This window comes from Methylobacterium sp. AC315, assembly GCF_979253755.1.
On the sequence record NZ_CEEDEA010000013.1, the window covers coordinates 63,501 to 80,283 of the forward strand.

Annotated in this window: 17 protein-coding genes and 1 tRNA gene; 6 read left to right on the forward strand and 12 right to left on the reverse strand. The window is 56.0% G+C overall.

Annotation, left to right across the window (positions count from 1 at the left end):
- Nucleotides 1-23: 23 nt before the first annotated feature.
- The 3 genes from AC0IY0_RS20120 to AC0IY0_RS20130 all read right to left on the reverse strand — a co-directional run bounded on the left by AC0IY0_RS20120 (nucleotide 24) and on the right by AC0IY0_RS20130 (nucleotide 2,440).
- On the reverse strand, nucleotides 24-1,151 hold the full coding sequence (locus AC0IY0_RS20120; protein WP_471765167.1) for a hypothetical protein: 1,128 nt from the start codon (nucleotides 1,149-1,151) through the stop codon (nucleotides 24-26).
- Between the two features lie 26 nt (nucleotides 1,152-1,177).
- Nucleotides 1,178-1,798, reverse strand: coding sequence for a cyclin-dependent kinase inhibitor 3 family protein (locus AC0IY0_RS20125; RefSeq protein WP_471765169.1), 621 nt, complete (start codon nucleotides 1,796-1,798; stop codon nucleotides 1,178-1,180).
- Between the two features lie 63 nt (nucleotides 1,799-1,861).
- Nucleotides 1,862-2,440, reverse strand: coding sequence for a recombinase family protein (locus AC0IY0_RS20130; RefSeq protein ID WP_471765269.1), 579 nt, complete (start codon nucleotides 2,438-2,440; stop codon nucleotides 1,862-1,864).
- Between the two features lie 250 nt (nucleotides 2,441-2,690).
- Here AC0IY0_RS20130 and AC0IY0_RS20135 point away from each other — a divergent pair, with 250 nt between their 5' ends.
- Nucleotides 2,691-3,689, forward strand: a complete 999-nt coding sequence (locus tag AC0IY0_RS20135; RefSeq protein ID WP_471765171.1) for an HTH domain-containing protein — start codon at nucleotides 2,691-2,693, stop codon at nucleotides 3,687-3,689.
- Between the two features lie 89 nt (nucleotides 3,690-3,778).
- Nucleotides 3,779-5,452 (forward strand): 5'-methylthioadenosine/S-adenosylhomocysteine nucleosidase family protein, encoded by a 1,674-nt coding sequence (locus tag AC0IY0_RS20140; protein WP_471765172.1) that lies wholly within the window; start codon nucleotides 3,779-3,781, stop codon nucleotides 5,450-5,452.
- A 10-nt stretch (nucleotides 5,453-5,462) separates the two neighbouring features.
- Here the strand turns inward: AC0IY0_RS20140 and AC0IY0_RS20145 are convergent, their stop codons facing one another.
- The 7 genes from AC0IY0_RS20145 to AC0IY0_RS20175 all read right to left on the reverse strand — a co-directional run bounded on the left by AC0IY0_RS20145 (nucleotide 5,463) and on the right by AC0IY0_RS20175 (nucleotide 10,518).
- Nucleotides 5,463-5,822: a site-specific integrase gene (locus tag AC0IY0_RS20145; RefSeq protein ID WP_471765174.1), complete on the reverse strand. Its 360-nt coding sequence runs from the start codon at nucleotides 5,820-5,822 to the stop codon at nucleotides 5,463-5,465.
- 1,073 nt (nucleotides 5,823-6,895) lie between these two features.
- Nucleotides 6,896-6,970 (reverse strand) — tRNA-Thr (locus tag AC0IY0_RS20150).
- Between the two features lie 187 nt (nucleotides 6,971-7,157).
- Nucleotides 7,158-7,535 (reverse strand): hypothetical protein, encoded by a 378-nt coding sequence (locus AC0IY0_RS20155; RefSeq protein ID WP_471765176.1) that lies wholly within the window; start codon nucleotides 7,533-7,535, stop codon nucleotides 7,158-7,160.
- 246 nt (nucleotides 7,536-7,781) lie between these two features.
- Nucleotides 7,782-8,075 carry a hypothetical protein gene (locus AC0IY0_RS20160; RefSeq protein ID WP_471765178.1) on the reverse strand — a complete coding sequence of 98 codons (294 nt, stop codon included), beginning with the start codon at nucleotides 8,073-8,075 and terminating at the stop codon, nucleotides 7,782-7,784.
- Nucleotides 8,076-8,198: 123 nt separating this feature from the next.
- Complete coding sequence (locus tag AC0IY0_RS20165; RefSeq protein ID WP_007567202.1) at nucleotides 8,199-8,564, reverse strand: response regulator; 366 nt, start codon at nucleotides 8,562-8,564, stop codon at nucleotides 8,199-8,201.
- A 184-nt stretch (nucleotides 8,565-8,748) separates the two neighbouring features.
- The gene (gene hpt / locus AC0IY0_RS20170; RefSeq protein ID WP_147909684.1) at nucleotides 8,749-9,318 is read right to left on the reverse strand and encodes a hypoxanthine phosphoribosyltransferase; all 570 of its coding nucleotides are present in this window, start codon (nucleotides 9,316-9,318) and stop codon (nucleotides 8,749-8,751) included.
- 123 nt (nucleotides 9,319-9,441) lie between these two features.
- Nucleotides 9,442-10,518 (reverse strand): tartrate dehydrogenase, encoded by a 1,077-nt coding sequence (locus tag AC0IY0_RS20175; RefSeq protein ID WP_147940767.1) that lies wholly within the window; start codon nucleotides 10,516-10,518, stop codon nucleotides 9,442-9,444.
- 462 nt (nucleotides 10,519-10,980) lie between these two features.
- Between AC0IY0_RS20175 and AC0IY0_RS20180 the strand changes: the two genes are divergently transcribed.
- Nucleotides 10,981-12,147, forward strand: a complete 1,167-nt coding sequence (locus tag AC0IY0_RS20180; protein ID WP_471765179.1) for a tyrosine-type recombinase/integrase — start codon at nucleotides 10,981-10,983, stop codon at nucleotides 12,145-12,147.
- 75 nt (nucleotides 12,148-12,222) lie between these two features.
- Here the strand turns inward: AC0IY0_RS20180 and AC0IY0_RS20185 are convergent, their stop codons facing one another.
- Nucleotides 12,223-13,083 (reverse strand): hypothetical protein, encoded by an 861-nt coding sequence (locus tag AC0IY0_RS20185; protein ID WP_471765181.1) that lies wholly within the window; start codon nucleotides 13,081-13,083, stop codon nucleotides 12,223-12,225.
- Between the two features lie 589 nt (nucleotides 13,084-13,672).
- Here AC0IY0_RS20185 and AC0IY0_RS20190 point away from each other — a divergent pair.
- Complete coding sequence (locus AC0IY0_RS20190; protein WP_471765183.1) at nucleotides 13,673-14,122, forward strand: hypothetical protein; 450 nt, start codon at nucleotides 13,673-13,675, stop codon at nucleotides 14,120-14,122.
- 364 nt (nucleotides 14,123-14,486) lie between these two features.
- Here the strand turns inward: AC0IY0_RS20190 and AC0IY0_RS20195 are convergent, their stop codons facing one another.
- On the reverse strand, nucleotides 14,487-15,371 hold the full coding sequence (locus AC0IY0_RS20195) for a tyrosine-type recombinase/integrase (RefSeq protein ID WP_471765185.1): 885 nt from the start codon (nucleotides 15,369-15,371) through the stop codon (nucleotides 14,487-14,489).
- Between the two features lie 478 nt (nucleotides 15,372-15,849).
- Between AC0IY0_RS20195 and AC0IY0_RS20200 the strand changes: the two genes are divergently transcribed.
- On the forward strand, nucleotides 15,850-16,059 hold the full coding sequence (locus tag AC0IY0_RS20200) for a helix-turn-helix transcriptional regulator (RefSeq protein ID WP_471765270.1): 210 nt from the start codon (nucleotides 15,850-15,852) through the stop codon (nucleotides 16,057-16,059).
- 230 nt (nucleotides 16,060-16,289) lie between these two features.
- Nucleotides 16,290-16,472, forward strand: coding sequence for a hypothetical protein (locus tag AC0IY0_RS20205; RefSeq protein ID WP_350378845.1), 183 nt, complete (start codon nucleotides 16,290-16,292; stop codon nucleotides 16,470-16,472).
- Nucleotides 16,473-16,783: the final 311 nt, after the last annotated feature.

The window sequence follows — 16,783 nt, forward strand, 5'->3', positions numbered from 1 at the left end:
TTGTGATCGGCCGCCAACCCGCTTCAACCTTCCAATTTATTGTTTAGCTTCCAGGCGAAATACAATGGATCTCCCGTATAATTTGGCGAACTGTACTGTCTCTCGATGAATTTCTCGGCGATTTCAAATGGTAATTTTATTGTTTTGCTTACTTTAAGCTGCAGGAGGTCTTCGGCTGCTTCTGCAGTTCCGCCAACCACAACCTTTAGCAAAGCTACAGTACTCAACTTCGTTTCTTTAGCGATGTTCCTCTCCAATTCATACAGGTTCTCTCTGATGCTTTGGGAAATGTGATCGTATGATTCTTTGCCATTGACTATGCTTTCAACATAACTACGTAAATTCCTAATAGGTTTAATGAACTCCTTTTCTTTTACAAACTCTATAGTCGTAGATATGTTATCGAAGTATGGAACGCATATATCCGGAAATGCAATTTGTATTACTTTAGTTCTGTCCTGCAAATCATTGAAAATACTATCACTGTAGTGAATAGGAACTCCTCTAAGGCCAGCTCTACCCAGTCGCAGTCTCAAACTCTCTAGTTCGAATGAAAGGTGATCGCGCCGGTATTTCATCCACTCCTTAAAAGCTTCCATTTTTGTAAGCTTCATATAATGGATAAGTATCTCAGTATCGACGTGGGATCGATTAAGCTGCGCGCCGGCTGGTTTCCACAGCTTCAAGTTTGCATCAAAGCCTCTTAGCCAACGACGCATGTAATCTTCGCTAAGTTCTATAACTTCCACATTTTCGGCAAATAGGATCTCGAATTGCGTCTCTGATGCTGCATAGTGGACAGTAGCATTGTAAAATCTTGTATTAAAATTTGCTATTTCTTGATCATGCCCAGCCGAGCGCGATCTGTTTTTTAAGTCCTCATAGCTTATGATTTCTGATAGATCCCCGCACAAACCATGCGTATAACAGTCTGCAATCCCACGTGCGAAATCCGTCTCTTTATCCTTGCTCAGGTAATCATCTTTCAAATGCGATATGTATACTTTTCCGATGGATGCATACGGAAGTACGATGTTTTTTAGTATAAGATTGTTTGAGCTTGTTCCTGGGTCATCTTCATGCATATGCCTGTTTACGAGATGAACTGCTGAAGCAATAGCATATATGTTGTTTTCTACTTCACTTTCCATAATAGAGCCTCCGATGTCATCATAGTTTACATGAGCGACCGCATTTTGATACACCAACTTTCCTGCTCGCGCGTCTCGATGGCTCCGGGTCTGACCACTCTCACCCGTTCGATCGCTCTTGCTGGTTCCTCGCCCATCATTACGAGAAGCATGCCAGCCACCATACCGGCCCGACCTAAGCCACCCCTGCAATGGACCACGACGGAGCGACCCTCGCGTAGCTGTGCGACGAGGCGAGGCCCCATCGTGCTCCATACTGTTTTGAAGGCAGACCCTGGGATCGATACGTCGGGGATTGGAGCGTGAAGCCATATCATTCCAGCCTCCCGCACAGCCTGAGGCAAGCCTTTCACGGACAGGAGGTCAAACTCGTGGGGTTCGATGAGCGTGAGGACGGATGACGCTCCCCAATCTCGAATCGCCTCCACGTCCATCGTCAGATCACGATCCCATCGCGCACCAAAGACCGATGGCCCCTTCTTGCCTGGACAGAGCGTAATTCCGATGGCGCCACCGTTTTCCCCTACAGTTATCGTTGCTATCTGTAGAGGATCAGTGAAGGATGTTCGGGCAGGTCGTTGCGATTTAGGCAAGCTGTGTGATCCGAATACAGCCTGACCCACGTGCCAAGTATCATCGTTCGCCATCGTTCCTCCAACGTCACAATTATAACACGTTGGAGGCCGGTCGGGAATATCTGTCTAGAAGTGTTATGACAGATCCGACTGTTTCTGAATTTCAGCGGCCCCACCGGCCATCAAACGGTAGACCGATGCTCGCGCTACTTTCAGCTCCCTAGCGATGGCTGTTGCTCCCAACCCCTGTGACGCGAGGGCTTTAACCTTTTCAGCATCGATGGTCGGTTTGCGACCCTTGTAGACACCTTCGGCCTTGGCTTTCGCAACACCTTCCATTTGACGTTCACGTCGAATCGCCGTTTCAAATTCCGCGAACACCCCAAGCATCTGTAGGAAGCACCGCCCCGCAGCCGTCGAGGTATCCACCGGCTGTTCAATCACGGTCAGGGACACGCCTTTCGCTTCTAACCGCTGAACGATCCGGGCCAAATCCGCAACGGATCGGGCGAGACGGTCGATTCTTGTAACAGTTATGGAATCGCCGGCCCTCGCAAATTGTATGATTGTTTCCAGTTCCGAGCGGCCTTCAAGCTTCGTCCCCGTGGCCTTCTCAGATCGAATCACATCGCAACCTGAGGCCATCAGGGCCTCTTGCTGAATAACCAGACTCTGAGATGATGCGCTCACCCTCGCATAACCGTAGGTCGCTATGAATGCCTCCTGTGTCTCGATAGGATCCAGACCCCATCACCATACCGTCTTGGAATGCGGATGTCGACCCTAATAAGACGATCAAGTCGGGCTTTTCGTGTCTCGCGCCGGTGTCTCGTATGAGTTTACCTCAGTAAGAAGATTTGCCCGCGGGAGTTGCGTCAATGAGAGGCGCATCTGACTGCCTCAGTGACTCTTGCCTATCCAGGCGGTCTGCCAATGGTTAAGATGTCTAGCGTAAGGAAGGCCGATGACCATCCGAGCGGCTTTCCATCAGGAGCATACTGCTAAAGGGAAGCCGCCCATGAGACGGCCCGTAAACCATATAACCGACATTGCGGTAGAGATATTGCGGCAGCTCAAACGACCGGCTACCGCCAAAGAAATCATCCAATTGGCGAAAGACGATCCAACCTACAAGTCGTGTATACAGGGACGAACACCACAGAAGACATTGAATGCGCGTATCGCGATTGAGATATTGCTGCTCAAGGATAAATCTCGCTTCTATCGTTACGCTCCTGCGACTTATGGGCTGACAGAGCGGCTAACTGAAACCGATCACGACCATAATTACAAACGGGTTTTTGTTGGAAATCGTCGACGGAAAGAGGTTTCCAACGAGCCTGTTGCTACTGTCAAGGTTTCAGATTTAGAGTTCATGAACTTTAGCGGTTTTTATGAAACCGACTCCCATCCCATTCAGCTCCTCAATCTACTTGATATTCGATATGTCGACCGCAAGCATGCCGAAACGCGCAATGATTTGAAGCAGTTGGTCTCCTATTCTTGTATATGTTACGAAGATCAAATGCTGTCATTCGAGAAGGGGCGGTATACGTCCGATAACGGGGAGTTTATCGGCAAACAAAGTGTTGGCTTCGGCGGCCACATAAATTATTATGACCTCTCTTTGTTTGATGACAGTCCAGTTGGGTTTAAATCCAATGTTGTTCGGGAGCTGTACGAAGAATTGTATTTCTTTCGAGATCACTTCCGCGAGGGCATCTCCGAAATTAGGTTTGTGGGCTTCTTAGTTGACTCGTCAACTGACAACGGGAAGCGTCATCTAGGTCTTGCGGCCTTGGTTAAACTGGATCGAAAAATAGAACTTGAGTCGGGAGTTCTTGGATTTCGAAATATTAGATGGCTACCAATACGAGAGACGCCCAACTCATTCAACCATTTTGAGATATGGTCACAGTACCTAATTCGACATATCCAGAAATTGTATCGGGCGGGGGATTAGCATGTAGTTCGTTATTCTTACATTTTGTCAATCGCGAGCTACTCGCACTTCGGCGACGTACGTATTCCGAGTCGGATCATATTCTGACCATGAAGGTCTGCGGGCTTATGACCGCGGCTCCTCTTGTGGCGCCGTATGCACAAGTTTTAGAGTTATATCACAAGTCTAAAAATATGAATGAATTTGTCAGTCAGTTGTGTGAGGCTGGCAAGCTGCATTTGTGTAATGGGTCGACGGATTCGCACACGTTTATCGAGAGCCGTCGCGAGCTTTACAGTGGACACCGCCATAGATATGGTATGTACTTTGCAAGATCGGCGATGAGGCACGATTTTCGATCTTCGCCGGTCCTGCGTACAACAGAATACATAAAAGATGAATTATTAAATGCGGTCAACAATCGTCGCGGTTCGAATGCATTTACACAGGAAGAAGTGACTCGACTCGGTAAGAATGCAGATTTCATCCGCAACGAGTTTCAAGCAAACCCATTCGCTGCAACTTTTACCGTCTATGAAACGGCTGCAATCGCTCCTAAGCCGGACGAGACATTTTTCCTTGGGAATATGTCGTCGCGTTTATTTGTTAAGCATTACACATTGGCGCACGATCTTATAACACCGACAGGTTATTTTCGGGATGTTGCTCTTGAGGACTTTGATCATTTCCCTCTTTTTGATTATGAATTGAATACGTTGATCTTCCATCGTCTCGGTTTGAAAGAGATGCTTGAAGATCAACAATTCCACGCGCCGTACATGAATTTGATTTCTGACAAGTCATTTGTAGAATTCACAAAGCTTCGATTGACTTTCATTCGGGCGCTTGTCTTGGCATCTGGTTTTTACATCGGCGATGACCACAACCATCTCTATAAACTCAACCGAGTTTTGGGTGATATCGACTTCCCAAGCCGTGCAGGAAGCGGACCCGTTAAGGCCTTGGCCCTTTACGATAGCCTGCTACAGGTTATGAAAATTGCGGCTGATCGGGTCTATTCCTTTCGTGAGGCTACCGAAATGCTCAGTTCAACAACCATCCGCAAGCCATGCATTCTCATATTCACAGCCACAGATCTTGAGGATGCGGTCCTTAAATCATCATTGGCTATCAGAGGATATGATCGCATAGATATGAAAACCTATTCCAGCTTCACGAGTGTAGCATATCAGAACTCGGCTGGTGTCGAAGTCAAACACGTTCGTACATCTGCAGGCTCGTTCGGAACGCATGGTAGTGCTAGAATCTCTGAGGCGGCAATAATTGAACTGAACCCGGGATTGGTCCTGTCAGTTGGTATTGCCTTCGGTCTCAAAGAAGACAAGCAAAAACTCGGCGATGTGCTGGTTTCAGAAAACGTCCTGAGTTATGAGGCTGGAAAATATAAGGATAGTTCGTATCAATGGCGTGGTCCGCGTGTTCCAACCTCCGATGCGGTTGTTGGCTTTGCGAGACAGTACGATTTCTATGACACATCTTTTAGGGCTCATGTTGGAACTATACTATCTGGCGATAAATTAGTAGACGATGAAGCGTTCCGGAAGCTACTCATTGGTCTGGATGATAAAGCGGTAGGCGGCGAAATGGAGGCCGCAGGTTTGGCCCAATCGTGCGGCGTATGCCACAAACCATTTTCTCTCATCAAAGGCATATGCGATTTTGCCCTCGGGAAGACTGACAACAGTCAGGAACTTGCAGCACAAAATGCATTCAAACTTACTTTTACTATGATCGATGCATTCCGTCGGGATCAAGTGTTTTAGTCGCGTATCCTCATGGGCGAAACCCAAGCCGCAGATTGTCCGGCTCGATACGGTAGCGTGGGAAGCGATCAATAGCGTCTGCCAGCATCATCAGGGTCGGTGTTTCGTATCGTCTTCCAACCGACGCCACACGATGACCGGTGATCGCGTCCCTCAAGCGTTCCTCTATCCCCGCTCCGAGAGCCTGCGTCTTCCAAGTGTGTCTCCAACCGTGGTTCGGATCGACACCCGGATCCAGATTGACGGTCTCGCGAACCCACTTGCCAAGCTTGTGGCCCTGCAACTCGCCCGGAGAAGTTTTTGAGCCTTTGCTGTGTCGTGCAGGGTCATAGAACAGTGGGCCGGGACCGGACGCTTCTACGAAGGTCATGTAACCCTGTTCGATGAGATGCGGGTGGATCGGGACAGACCGTGGTTCACCGGTTTTCGTCACCCGTAGGCGCATGAACGTGATGCCACCCTCGGTTCGGATGTCGTCACGGTGAAGGTTGGTCAGTTCGGCAATCCGTGCCCCGCTGTATGCAGCAAGCCAAGGGCACCACCGGCGAGTCGCACTCCGAGTCGGATTCCCATCGTCAAAGCGGACCGCTGACGCTGCTGACAGGATTGCAGCTATCTCGCTTTCCCTAAACGTCCGCTCCCGCTGTGGGACGATCCTAGGCTCATCTAGCGATATGCCGGCAGCCGGGTTTGACGACAGGATCTGACCGGAGGCCCTACCAGCACCCCACCGGAACACCGAACTGACGGCTACCAGATCGTTCTTGTTAATCGCACGTGGGCTGATCCCATCCGTATTACGCCGACGCACGGCCCAAGCGAACACGTCATCTCCGGTAAGGGTCCGAACATCCCGGCCTGCGGCAAAGGCTTCGAAGGACCGGATGCTGCCCCGGTAACGCCTGATCGTGTTCAGTGCCCGCTTGTCCGCCCGATCCGTCGCCCAACGTTCGAACAGGTCGCCTACAGTAAGCGACGGTCCGTCGAGCTTGGCAGGGGAGAAGACAGGCTGTGGCTTTACGGAGAAGCCGGCCGATACATGGGTAAGCCCACGATCCGACCATAGCGAATCCGTAGTCCCCTGTTCGTGGCTGTGTGAGACTGGACCGCTTCGTTCACCCTGCCAGAACCGTTTCAGGGCACCATCGGCAAGTGAGTGTCGGACCCGTGCTTCCCGTGGCTCTTTAGTCCGCAACGATGCCTGGACGATGGGACCGATCCTAACGGACGCCCAAGCCTGACCGATGGGAAGAGAAACGGTCTGGCCTTTCAACCGTGCGACAAGATCGACCGGGGTGCGCTGGCGAAGGTGGTAAACCCCTGACTTCGGGGCTTTCCATGGGCGGGCGATTCGAAGGGACAATGTGTGACACCGCTGTGTGAGAGTAGCGGTCGCCGAGGCCTGAAATCCGCTTAACCTACTGCCATCGTTAGACAAAAATCTGGTGCCGGTGGAGAGGATCGAACTCCCGACCTTCGGTTTACAAAACCGCTGCACTACCGCTGTGCTACACCGGCCCACGACACGCTTGCTACCAGTCGCGGTGCCGCCGCTCAAGCGGGCCCCGGCGAGGATCCGGGGTCCGACCCGATCACCTGTGCCGAGGCGGGCGTCATTTCCGATGCCGGTGTGACAGGAAACGGCGCCAGATCCTTGGTGTGACGCGTTCAGGCCGAGCCGGCCCCCGTGTCGGCGGCGCGTGCTTTAGCGGCCGGAGCCGCGGACCAGGGCCTTGAGGCGCTGGTCCGCCCGGTCGATGCGCTCGGCAATGCCCCGGCGGATGCAGCGATCGCCGGAATCGCCAGCGTAAAAGCCGGTTGTCTTGTCCTGGTGCCGGCAGGCCTGGATCGGCGGCCAGGCGACCACCGCCGCCACGACCAGCAGCACGATCAGGCTGTCGACGACGAGCCAGCCCTTCCAGCCGAGGCGGAAGCCGCCGCGGCCGGCGGCCCGCGGGTTCCGCGGGCGGCGCCGACTCGCTGGGTCGGAGCCGAGCCGCGCCATGCGGGCGCGGAACTGGGCCTCCTCAAGCGCGTCGTGCCCGTTCGCGGCGGAAGACGGGGGGAGGGGCTGGCTGGACATGCTGGGCTCGCGAAGATCGGTGTAACAGACGAGCCCGGTCGCGATGCAATCGGGTTCGCCTCTCAGTGCTGGATGTGACGCGCTCGCTGACGCCGAGCCGGTATCCGCTCCAGGGCGGCGGGCAGGATCTCGGGCCCGTCACGCGGCGGTCGCTTCTTCATTCCCATCGTCGTTGTCCCGAAGGCCGGCGACCGCCATTCGGAACGATGCTCTCGGGCGGATCCGGCAGGCGTTCACCGGCCGGCCTCAATCGATCAGCCGCTTCAGCAGCGCGAAGTTGTCCTGGATCGAAAGGACGCTGCCGATCATCTCGCCGCGCGCACAGGCGCTCGCGCCGACGAGCCCCAGCCAGCTCCCCGGGGCGGGACGCGTGTTGCAATCGGCGACGCTGCCATAGAGGAGCATCGCCACCGGCAGGACGAAGACTGCGAGCTTGAGAAGCCCGAACGTCCGTCCGAAGACGCTCCTGCGAGGACGCGGCGGCGCGTCCCAGTCGTCGTCCCAATCCGCCTCGGAGGCGTGGCTGTCTCGACGGTCCATCGCGCTGTCTTGCCCGGCCGGATCGGTATCCACCGCCGAAACTGACACGCTTTCGTGAAGCGCCACCTAAAACGGATGTTTAAAGGCGGATGAAATCGACGCCCGGCACGAGGACCCGCACCGTCAGGCGGCCAGCGCCCGTCTCACGGTGGCGCGCAAATCCGCCAGAGAGAACGGCTTCGTCAGCACGTCGGTGACGATCGCGTCGAGCCCGCGGGCCCGCTCCCGCTGATCGGCGAAGCCGGTCATCAGCAGGATGGTCAGGTCCGGGAAATCGCGCTTGGCCGCCAGGGCCAGCGCGATGCCGTCCATGAGCGGCATGCGGATATCGGTCAGCATCAGGTCGAAGCCGCCATCGGCCTCGTTGAGCCGATCCAGCCCGTCGCTGCCGTCATTGGCGGTCACGACGGCATGGCCGTCGATCTCCAGCCCCCGCTTGAGGAAGCCGCGGACGGTCTCTTCGTCATCCACGAGGAGGATGCGCGCCATGGGGTCCCGTAAACGTTCCTGATCCCGGGCCTGATTCCGAGGATGTCCCGCCAAGATGAGACTTCAGGCCTGCTCATGGATAACAGATCACGAACGGAACCGTTGCGCTGTCAAGGCACAACTCGGGAAAACAATCGCATCCCCGTCCGCCGGGACGAAAATGCCGCGCCGTCCAGCGGGCCGGTCACGCCTCGTCGAACAGGTCCGGATCGCCGCTGCCGAAATCGACCACGCCCACAAAGGGCAGTTGCCGGTAGGCGTGGGCGGCATCCATTCCGTAGCCGACCACGAACACGTCCGGGCAGGTGAAGCCGACGAAATCGGCGTCGATCGTCACGGCGCGTTTGCCCGGCTTCTCCAGGAGCACCGCGGTGAGCACCCGCTTGGCGCCCCGTGCCATGAGCAGGTCCTTGGCGAACACGACGGTCCGGCCGGATTCGAGGATGTCGTCCACCAGCAGCACGTCCCGCCCGCGCACCTCGCTCTGCACGTCGCGCAGGATCTCGACCTGCCCGGTGGAGACCGTGCCGGTGCGGTAGCTCGACAGGTGCACGAACTCGACCTGCGGCGACAGCCCGACCCGGTGCAGGGCCCGGAGCAGGTCGGCGGCGAACATGAAGCTGCCCTTGAGCACGGCGACGACCAGAAGGTCCTCCGGGTTGGTCGACAGGATCTCCTGCGCCAGCTCGGTGTTGCGCTTGGCGATCGCCGCCTCGTCGAACAGGGGGCGGACACGCCGCTCGGGGATGCTCATCGGACGGGTCCCGGGGGCTGGTTCTTCTTGTGGGGCGGGCTCGCCGCCGCGATCGGAGGACGGTCTTAGCGCCCCAAGCCCGCCGGGGGAACTCCGGATCGCGGCGGGCGGGGTGCCTTTCCGTCAGCCGTTGTCTCCGCGGATCGCCGCGATCACCGCGTCCGTGACCGCGCGGGTGGTGGCGGTGCCGCCGAGATCGGGGGTGTGCAGCCCGGGATCCGCGGTGACGCGCTCGACCGCGCGCATCAGCCGGGCGGCGGCCTGCGTCTCGCCGAGATGCTCGAGCATCTGACAGGCGGTCCAGAAAGTCCCGACCGGGTTGGCGATGCCCTTGCCGGCGATGTCGAAGGCCGAGCCGTGGATCGGCTCGAACATCGAGGGAAATCGGCGCTCCGGGTTGATGTTGGCGGTGGGCGCGATGCCGAGCGATCCCGCCAGGGCCGCCGCGAGGTCCGACAGGATGTCGGCGTGCAGGTTGGTCGCCACGATCGTGTCGAGGGTCTGGGGCTTCATGGTCATCCGCATGGTCATGGCGTCGACCAGCATCTTGTCCCAGGTCACGTCCGGGAATTCGGCCGCGACCTCGGCGGCGATCTCGTCCCACATTACCATGGCGTGGCGCTGGGCGTTCGACTTCGTGACCACGGTGAGCAGCTTGCGCGGGCGTGCGCGTGCCAGCTCGAACGCGTAGCGGATGATGCGGTCGACACCCGAGCGGGTCATCATCGAGACGTCGGTGGCGACCTCGTTGGCATGGCCCTGATGGACCCGCCCGCCGACGCCGGCATACTCGCCCTCCGAGTTCTCGCGCACGATCACCCAGTCCAGTTCCGGCCCGGTGACGTGGCGCAGGGGGCTGGTGATGCCCGGCAGGATCCGGGTCGGCCGGACGTTGGCGTACTGGTCGAACGGCTGGCAGATGGCGAGCCGCAGGCCCCACAGGGTTATGTGGTCCGGCACGTCCGGCGCGCCGACCGCACCGAAGAAGATCGCGTCGTGGCCCGCGATCTGCGCCAGCCCGTCCGCGGGCATCATGGCGCCGTGGGCCTTGTAGTAGTCCGAGCCCCAGTCGAATTGGTCGAACGCGAATCCGAAGCTGCCGTCGCGCTCGGCGAGGGCGTCGAGCACGTCGATCCCGGCGGCGATGACCTCCTGGCCGATCCCATCCCCCGGGATGGCGGCGATGCGGTACTGCTTCATGGCGCGTCCTCCGTTTCTTGGACCGTACGCCATTCCGGACACGCCGGCGTCCCCCAGGTGGGCACAGGGCCGATGCGCCGCCGACAGCGATGCGTCGGCGACCGTCTTGGCCCTGCGATTCAGCCAGAGGGCGGGCGCTGAAACAAGCGGATGCCAAAAGCGTGGAGGTCGACGCCGGCCGGAAGATCCTACCCGCGCGCCGCGAAGCATCCGCAACACAAAAGGGGTCGGCGATCCGCCGACCCCTTGCGCTATCGTGCTGAATGGATGGTACCACCGCCCCGGCTCGAACGGGGGACCCCCAGATCCACAATCTGCGAGCGTATGCATTCAGGGATTGCCAGAGCGGGTCTAAGTCGCTGAATTGTTAAGGGACCCTCAAGTCGGAGGTAGTCAGAGGCGTTCAGAAAATGTCATGAATGTCGCGAGCCTGCTTCCTGTCTGCTTCCTGGAGATGGTCCCGTGCGGTTCACTAAAACGTCGTTAGAGGCGTTGGCCCTGCCGGTCGGCAAAAGCGAGCACTACGAGTGGGATGACACGCTGAAGGGTTTTGGCGTGAAGCTGAATGCGGGTGGATCACGCAATTTCTTGATCCAATATCGAAATAGGGAAGGGCGCACTCGCCGCATGGTCGTCGGCAAGGTTGGTACGCTCACGCTTGATGAAGCGCGGAAGCGCGCTCGCGATCTCCTCAGCGGTCTTCAAGTCGGCATTGACCCCCACGCCGAGAAGGCGGCTGCCAAAATGCAGGCAGTGGTGACACTTGGAAGCGTCGCGGAGGCCTACCTGAAACAGGCCGAGAGAAGGCTGAAGTCACGATCTTTTGAACAGGTCGAACGGCATCTCAAGCGAGATTGGCAGCCGCTCGCAACTGTGCCGGTGACCGAGATCAAGCGGGCGAACATAGCCGCTCAGCTCAATGTGATCGCCGTCGACGGCCATCGGGTCAAAGCTGCTCGCGCTCGTTCCGCACTGTCAGCCATGTTCGCATGGGCGATGGGTGAGGGGCTGGCAGAGAGCAACCCAGTCGTGGGTACCAACAAGCCGGCCGATGAGAAAGCGCGAGACCGCGTGCTGAACGAGGCGGAGTTGCGCGCCATCTGGGGAGCTTGCCGAGACGATACCTACGGCCGGATCGTGCGGCTTCTCCTGCTCACTGGCCAGCGCCGTGATGAGGTCGGCTCGATGAGCGAGACCGAGTTGGACTTGGCCGGGACTGTTTGGACTATTCCGGCCGGACGAACGAAGAATGGCCTCGTGCACGAGGTGCCCTTATCCCGTCCTGCGCTGGAGATCCTAGCGACCCAGCCGCGGACCGAAAGCCGAAGCCTTCTGTTCGGTCATGGTGTGGGAGCCTTCAGTGGGTGGTCGAACTCCAAGGAGCGGTTGGATAAGCGGATCGCCGCGTCCGGGGTTGTGATGCAACCTTGGCGACTACACGATCTTCGAAGAACGGCAGCTACCGGCATGGCTAGCATCGGCGTGTTGCCACACGTCGTGGAAGCTGTGCTGAACCACGTATCGGGAGCAAAGGCGGGCGTCGCTGGCATTTACAACCGGGCAACCTACGCTCGTGAGAAGCGGGAAGCTCTTGATCTCTGGGCAGCGCACATTCACCAGTTTGAATAGTTCAATCTTGCTGGAGCAACAGTCGTTAAAATATTTTTCTATATTATCGCGCTCTGGGGCTGATAAACGGATAAATCAAAAAGGAAGGCGATTGGAGGAAGTGAATTGTATGATCGCATCCTGAAAATTTCGTTGCCGCTGTTGATCGAGGGCTTGATCGCCGGTGATCTGCCGCCTTTGATTTAAGGTATATTTGTTGAAACTAAGCCCGTACTTGAGCGTACTAAGTAGTTTTGGATCGTCAGTAGGTAGCGTTAACGATATAATTAGCGTATGAATGTCCTGCCTATAATTGGTATTTGGGAATGATACGCCGGTTAACAAAAGTCCTGGTCCAACAGGCGCCAACGCAATTCCCGGGCTCACCCCTCCAGTTATTTTGGTGGTAAACGTGACGGTATCTGCCATGGCGGGAGTTATTGGATCGGCAGCCGTACCCGCCAAATTTTGCCCCTGGTTAACCCCTAAGAAACTGTCAACCAAGTCATAGATCCGCTTCTCGCCACCGATCGGATAAACTAAATCGATGTGTTTGACATCGTCGCATCTAGTGTTGTCATAGTTTTTTGATAATTCCGTAAAATCATCAAATACTCGGAAGTTTCGTTTTACGTCACGCGTTCGGTCTGCTTGTGCCGAGAACCCGATAGTATCGAGCCTTCCTCCTGGGAACTTGCGCGCTAGATCGACACGCGCGCCCTGTGTATTCATCTCAGTTCCTTGAAGAGTGAAATCGTAGTTCACCTGCGCGTGCCCGTAACGCTTAAAGTCTGAGTATAGTTGGCCATTAAACTTATTTGCATCCAGCGACTGAAATTTTCTTCTGCCTGCTTGCACAGATTGAACTAGGTCAACAGCGCTGATGCCTTGGTAAACTTTCTCATTGCCTTGAATGTAAATTCTTCTGAGTGTCGCTAGTCTAATCGCGTCCCTCATTTCGCATCTTACTCTGATAACTATTTCTTCTGTGCTAATACCGATGACGTCACTTGGTAGTGGATATACGTCGCATCCAGCTTGTGAAGCGGTGAGTGCGAATAACGAAAGCCCAAAAAGAAAACCTCCGATTTTGTGCATCTGCCGTGCCTTCGCTGGCGCCCACTAAATCGATAATTGCTGGATATTTATTGATTAAATCTCAACGTTCGCGGGCGCGAAGCTTGATGTGCTGCGCGAAACGACATCGCGGCTGACTTTGCTTGATACGGAGAGAACCGTGGGCAGATCGCGTGGGTTGATCGAACGCGGCGAGACTACAAAAGCTCCGTGGTACACCGTGCCAATGACGCTGTTCTCAACTGTTGGCGTCTAAATATTTGCTATGCGCGCCGAACGCCGGGCCGATAAAACTTAAACGAAGCGTTGGGCATCCGTCGGGCGGCCTTAGAGTACTTCAAGTCGACTGTGCCGTCCGAGTACGCATGTCTGTAAACGGGAATTCGATGTTCGTAGCATACACTGCTTGATGTCGGACCAAGGTAGACCTCCTATGCTCATCCGACCGGAAAAGAGGGTATAGTGACACATGTACGACCTAAAATTGCTCAAGACAGTTGCAGAATGCCGGACCGTGATGGAACGAGCGAAAAGGCAGGGGAATGATACTGTTTACCAGGACGTTTTCCGCCGCATGTGCGCTATCTCCGGGCATGAAAACGACGACCGAGATGACCCTCTTGTCCATGACTTCCACGCAACCCTCGCTGCTTACGAGCAAATTTTAACAGAGAAAAATGGTCGCAATCAGCTTGCGGGTCGTGCTCGGCAGAAAATAAGAAATAAAGGTATCTTGCAGTCTCTGGTTGATTGGGCATCTAGCAGTGCCGAGACACCAGGGTTCAAGCTTCTTATTGAAACCGGGATGCCGGAGTTCACGGGCGAATACGTGGTCGTACGTCATCGGGGCAGGTTTAAACCGGAGGTTGTCGCTAAGGCGCAAGCGCGCCTCGATGCGTACGGGATCGCAGCACCGTGAGCGAGATGGCTAGGCCGAAGCCGAAAGGGCGGGGTTGACTTGAGTTATGATGGCCGAGCATGCCTAGAACACGCGTCCACCGGTTTGCGGCCCTGTTCGGCCAATCAGGGGATTGCTTCAGCTCGGTGGTCCTCGCCCTTATCACCCGGACCGAACAGGTCTGAGCCCTGCCATTCCGTGCTGCTCTCCTCCGCTCCGAACGGGCCTGCCGCGAGGGGGGGCGAGCACAAGCTGTTGCTTGATGTCGTTCGCCAACTTGCCTTCAGGCTCGGCGCTGTTTGCACAGGCGCGATCTTGTCCCGATTGATTTATGTCCTACACGGGACTGTCCGGGCTAAGCTAAGCTAAGCTAAGCTAAGCTAAGCTAAGCTTCTGTATCGAAAGTCTCGATGTGCCGCGCCCACAACTCTAAGGCTTCCCGCTTCTCGATGTCGTAGAGGTGACGATTGTAAATGCCCGCCACGCCCGCCTTGGTGCCGGAAATGTGGTTAAGCACTGCCTCGATCACGTATGGTGGAACCCGCAATCGAGCAAGTTGGGTGGCGCAAGTACGGCGCAGGTCATGCAGCCGCCACGGGGTCCTTAGCGGGCAGCGCTCATCCAGTGCGATCTTCGATTTCGAGAAGCCAGAAAAGCCCTTGTTATCCCACATGCCGAAGATGTGAGTTCGACCTGTGATCCTTCGATCGTCACGCTGCCGCAGAATTTTAAGAGCGATTGGTGGAAGCGGAACTTCGTGAGGTAGGCCGTTCTTGGTCCGCTCGCCGGGAAGCGACCAAGTCGCGTCGACAAAATCGATCTCTTCCCATCGCATTCTTGCAACCTCGTCGCGTCTTTGGCCCAGAAGGATCAGTAAGCGGACGATCAGGCTGAAATCGTCATCCCCCGCGCAAGCGTCCCAAATGGCCTTGAGTTCGTCCCCCTTAAGTACCCGGTCTCGGCGCACTTGACGCCCGAGCTTATCGGTCCCTGCAACGGGGTTTTTTTCGGCAAGACCACTGGCGATGGCCCAATTATAAAATTTTGAGAGTGCGGCGCGTGCCTGATTGGCCGCTGTCGCACCACGCAGTGTTAGTAGCCATGCTTTAACTTGAGCGCGCGTCAAATCTTCGAGAGGTATATGATGAAGCGGTTTCAAACTGACTTCTAAATACCTCTTTAAATCGCCGAGGTAACTCGTGCTGAGCTGGTGAGATCGCTCATCTAAATATCCTTGAATAAGTGAACCGATTGTGATGTCTGTTTTCATTGTATTTCTCGTGTTATTACGTTGTGTTGTTGTCAATCAAGATTTATCGATAGATTTATTATCTTTTAATGGGAGTGCTCAAATTCTCAATCGCACCGAACTCCGAAAGAAGCGATGATGTTGATCGTTATTATCGAAATTGATAGTCTTGACTTGATTTTTATTGTATTCAATATCGCAGCAGCAATAAGTGTTTGTACTGTACGTTTCGTACCTTCAATTTTCTTCGATGGTATGCTGAGGTGTCTGAAGGTAGGGAGGGAGCTGTGGGCCATGCCAGAGCTTCTTGATGCCCGGCGGTCTCTGATGACCTTGCCTGACCGCTCAAGCCGGCCTATCTCGGCCTCAGTTCACAATCACAGTTTGGGCTTGCACGGCTGGGTGCAGGTCAGATTAGAGGCCCATTTGCGACGCGCTTGGCGCGATACGCGGGCCGATACCCAGCTCCATTAAGAGCTGGAGATCCGTCATGCCCAGCATGACCGAGGGCGCCACTTGGGCGCCCTGCATCCCACAACCGTACTCTGTCGTCCTCAGTTTTCGCAGTGCGTGCGAGGCAGCAAATCTGTCGGTCTCCACAATGAGGCGGCTGATCAAGGCGGGCCGCGGACCCCGCATCCTCCAGCTCAGTGAACGGCGCTTAGGCGTTCGTCGATCCGACTTGGAAATGTGGCTGGCCGGGCGCTGATTTAATTGCGGGTTAGACAACGGGATTGTCCTTCAGAGCGTCTAGTCAGTAGTGACGTCCCTGCAAGATACGAAATAGCCTTGCAGGATCCCGCATGGCTTCCCAAGTAACGTCAGGCACAACCCCGCTGAAGAAGTCTGATAACAGACAACTTCAGCCAGCCGTTCGAGGATGAGCCCTTTTTGTCGAGCGCCGTGCCGGCGTTCGGCGTGCTCTCACGGAGGCCAGCAGTGCTGAAGCCGTCCCATACCCCCCTCATGGTCAGTGTTCGAGACGCTGCCAAAATCCTCGGCGTGTGCCCGGCCACGGTGCGCAAGAACCTCCCCCTCCAGCGGCTGGGCGATCGAGCCCTGATCCGCCTCGCGGACATCCGCGCGATCACCGAAGGGGAGGGTCGTCGTGATGCAGCGTGATCGCTTCCACTTCGGTGAGTACGTGACCGACACGCCTCAAGGACGTGTGGTCGACCGGCTCGCGATCGCGCTGCAGCGACGGTTCGCCCGAGACGGGAAGTCAATCCTCCAGGTAATTGCGTGTCCCTACTGCGGGGAGCTTCACACGCATAGTGACGGCGCCGGTTTCCGGGTGCCGCATTGCCTTGGGAGGCTGCCGTTCTCAGGAGAATACTACATCATCGCCTGCGATGAGCCGCTATTACCGGCGAGCGCGCCGTACCCTAAGACATAGCTTTAGTGGTGAGACCGAACTTAATCTTAAAAAAACG

Bases quoted from the DNA above. Each gene is read 5' to 3' on its own strand.
- AC0IY0_RS20135 (WP_471765171.1), top strand. From the start codon at position 2,691: ATGACCATCCGAGCGGCTTTCCATCAGGAGCATACTGCTAAAGGGAAG.
- AC0IY0_RS20195 (WP_471765185.1), bottom strand. From the start codon at position 15,371: ATGAAAACAGACATCACAATCGGTTCACTTATTCAAGGATATTTAGAT.
- AC0IY0_RS20175 (WP_147940767.1), bottom strand. From the start codon at position 10,518: ATGAAGCAGTACCGCATCGCCGCCATCCCGGGGGATGGGATCGGCCAG.
- AC0IY0_RS20200 (WP_471765270.1), top strand. From the start codon at position 15,850: ATGACCGAGGGCGCCACTTGGGCGCCCTGCATCCCACAACCGTACTCT.
- AC0IY0_RS20140 (WP_471765172.1), top strand. From the start codon at position 3,779: ATGAAGGTCTGCGGGCTTATGACCGCGGCTCCTCTTGTGGCGCCGTAT.
- AC0IY0_RS20190 (WP_471765183.1), top strand. From the start codon at position 13,673: ATGTACGACCTAAAATTGCTCAAGACAGTTGCAGAATGCCGGACCGTG.
- AC0IY0_RS20155 (WP_471765176.1), bottom strand. From the start codon at position 7,535: ATGTCCAGCCAGCCCCTCCCCCCGTCTTCCGCCGCGAACGGGCACGAC.
- AC0IY0_RS20165 (WP_007567202.1), bottom strand. From the start codon at position 8,564: ATGGCGCGCATCCTCCTCGTGGATGACGAAGAGACCGTCCGCGGCTTC.
- AC0IY0_RS20145 (WP_471765174.1), bottom strand. From the start codon at position 5,822: ATGACCTTCGTAGAAGCGTCCGGTCCCGGCCCACTGTTCTATGACCCT.
- AC0IY0_RS20160 (WP_471765178.1), bottom strand. From the start codon at position 8,075: ATGGACCGTCGAGACAGCCACGCCTCCGAGGCGGATTGGGACGACGAC.
- AC0IY0_RS20185 (WP_471765181.1), bottom strand. From the start codon at position 13,083: ATGAGGGACGCGATTAGACTAGCGACACTCAGAAGAATTTACATTCAA.
- AC0IY0_RS20120 (WP_471765167.1), bottom strand. From the start codon at position 1,151: ATGGAAAGTGAAGTAGAAAACAACATATATGCTATTGCTTCAGCAGTT.
- AC0IY0_RS20125 (WP_471765169.1), bottom strand. From the start codon at position 1,798: ATGGCGAACGATGATACTTGGCACGTGGGTCAGGCTGTATTCGGATCA.
- hpt (WP_147909684.1), bottom strand. From the start codon at position 9,318: ATGAGCATCCCCGAGCGGCGTGTCCGCCCCCTGTTCGACGAGGCGGCG.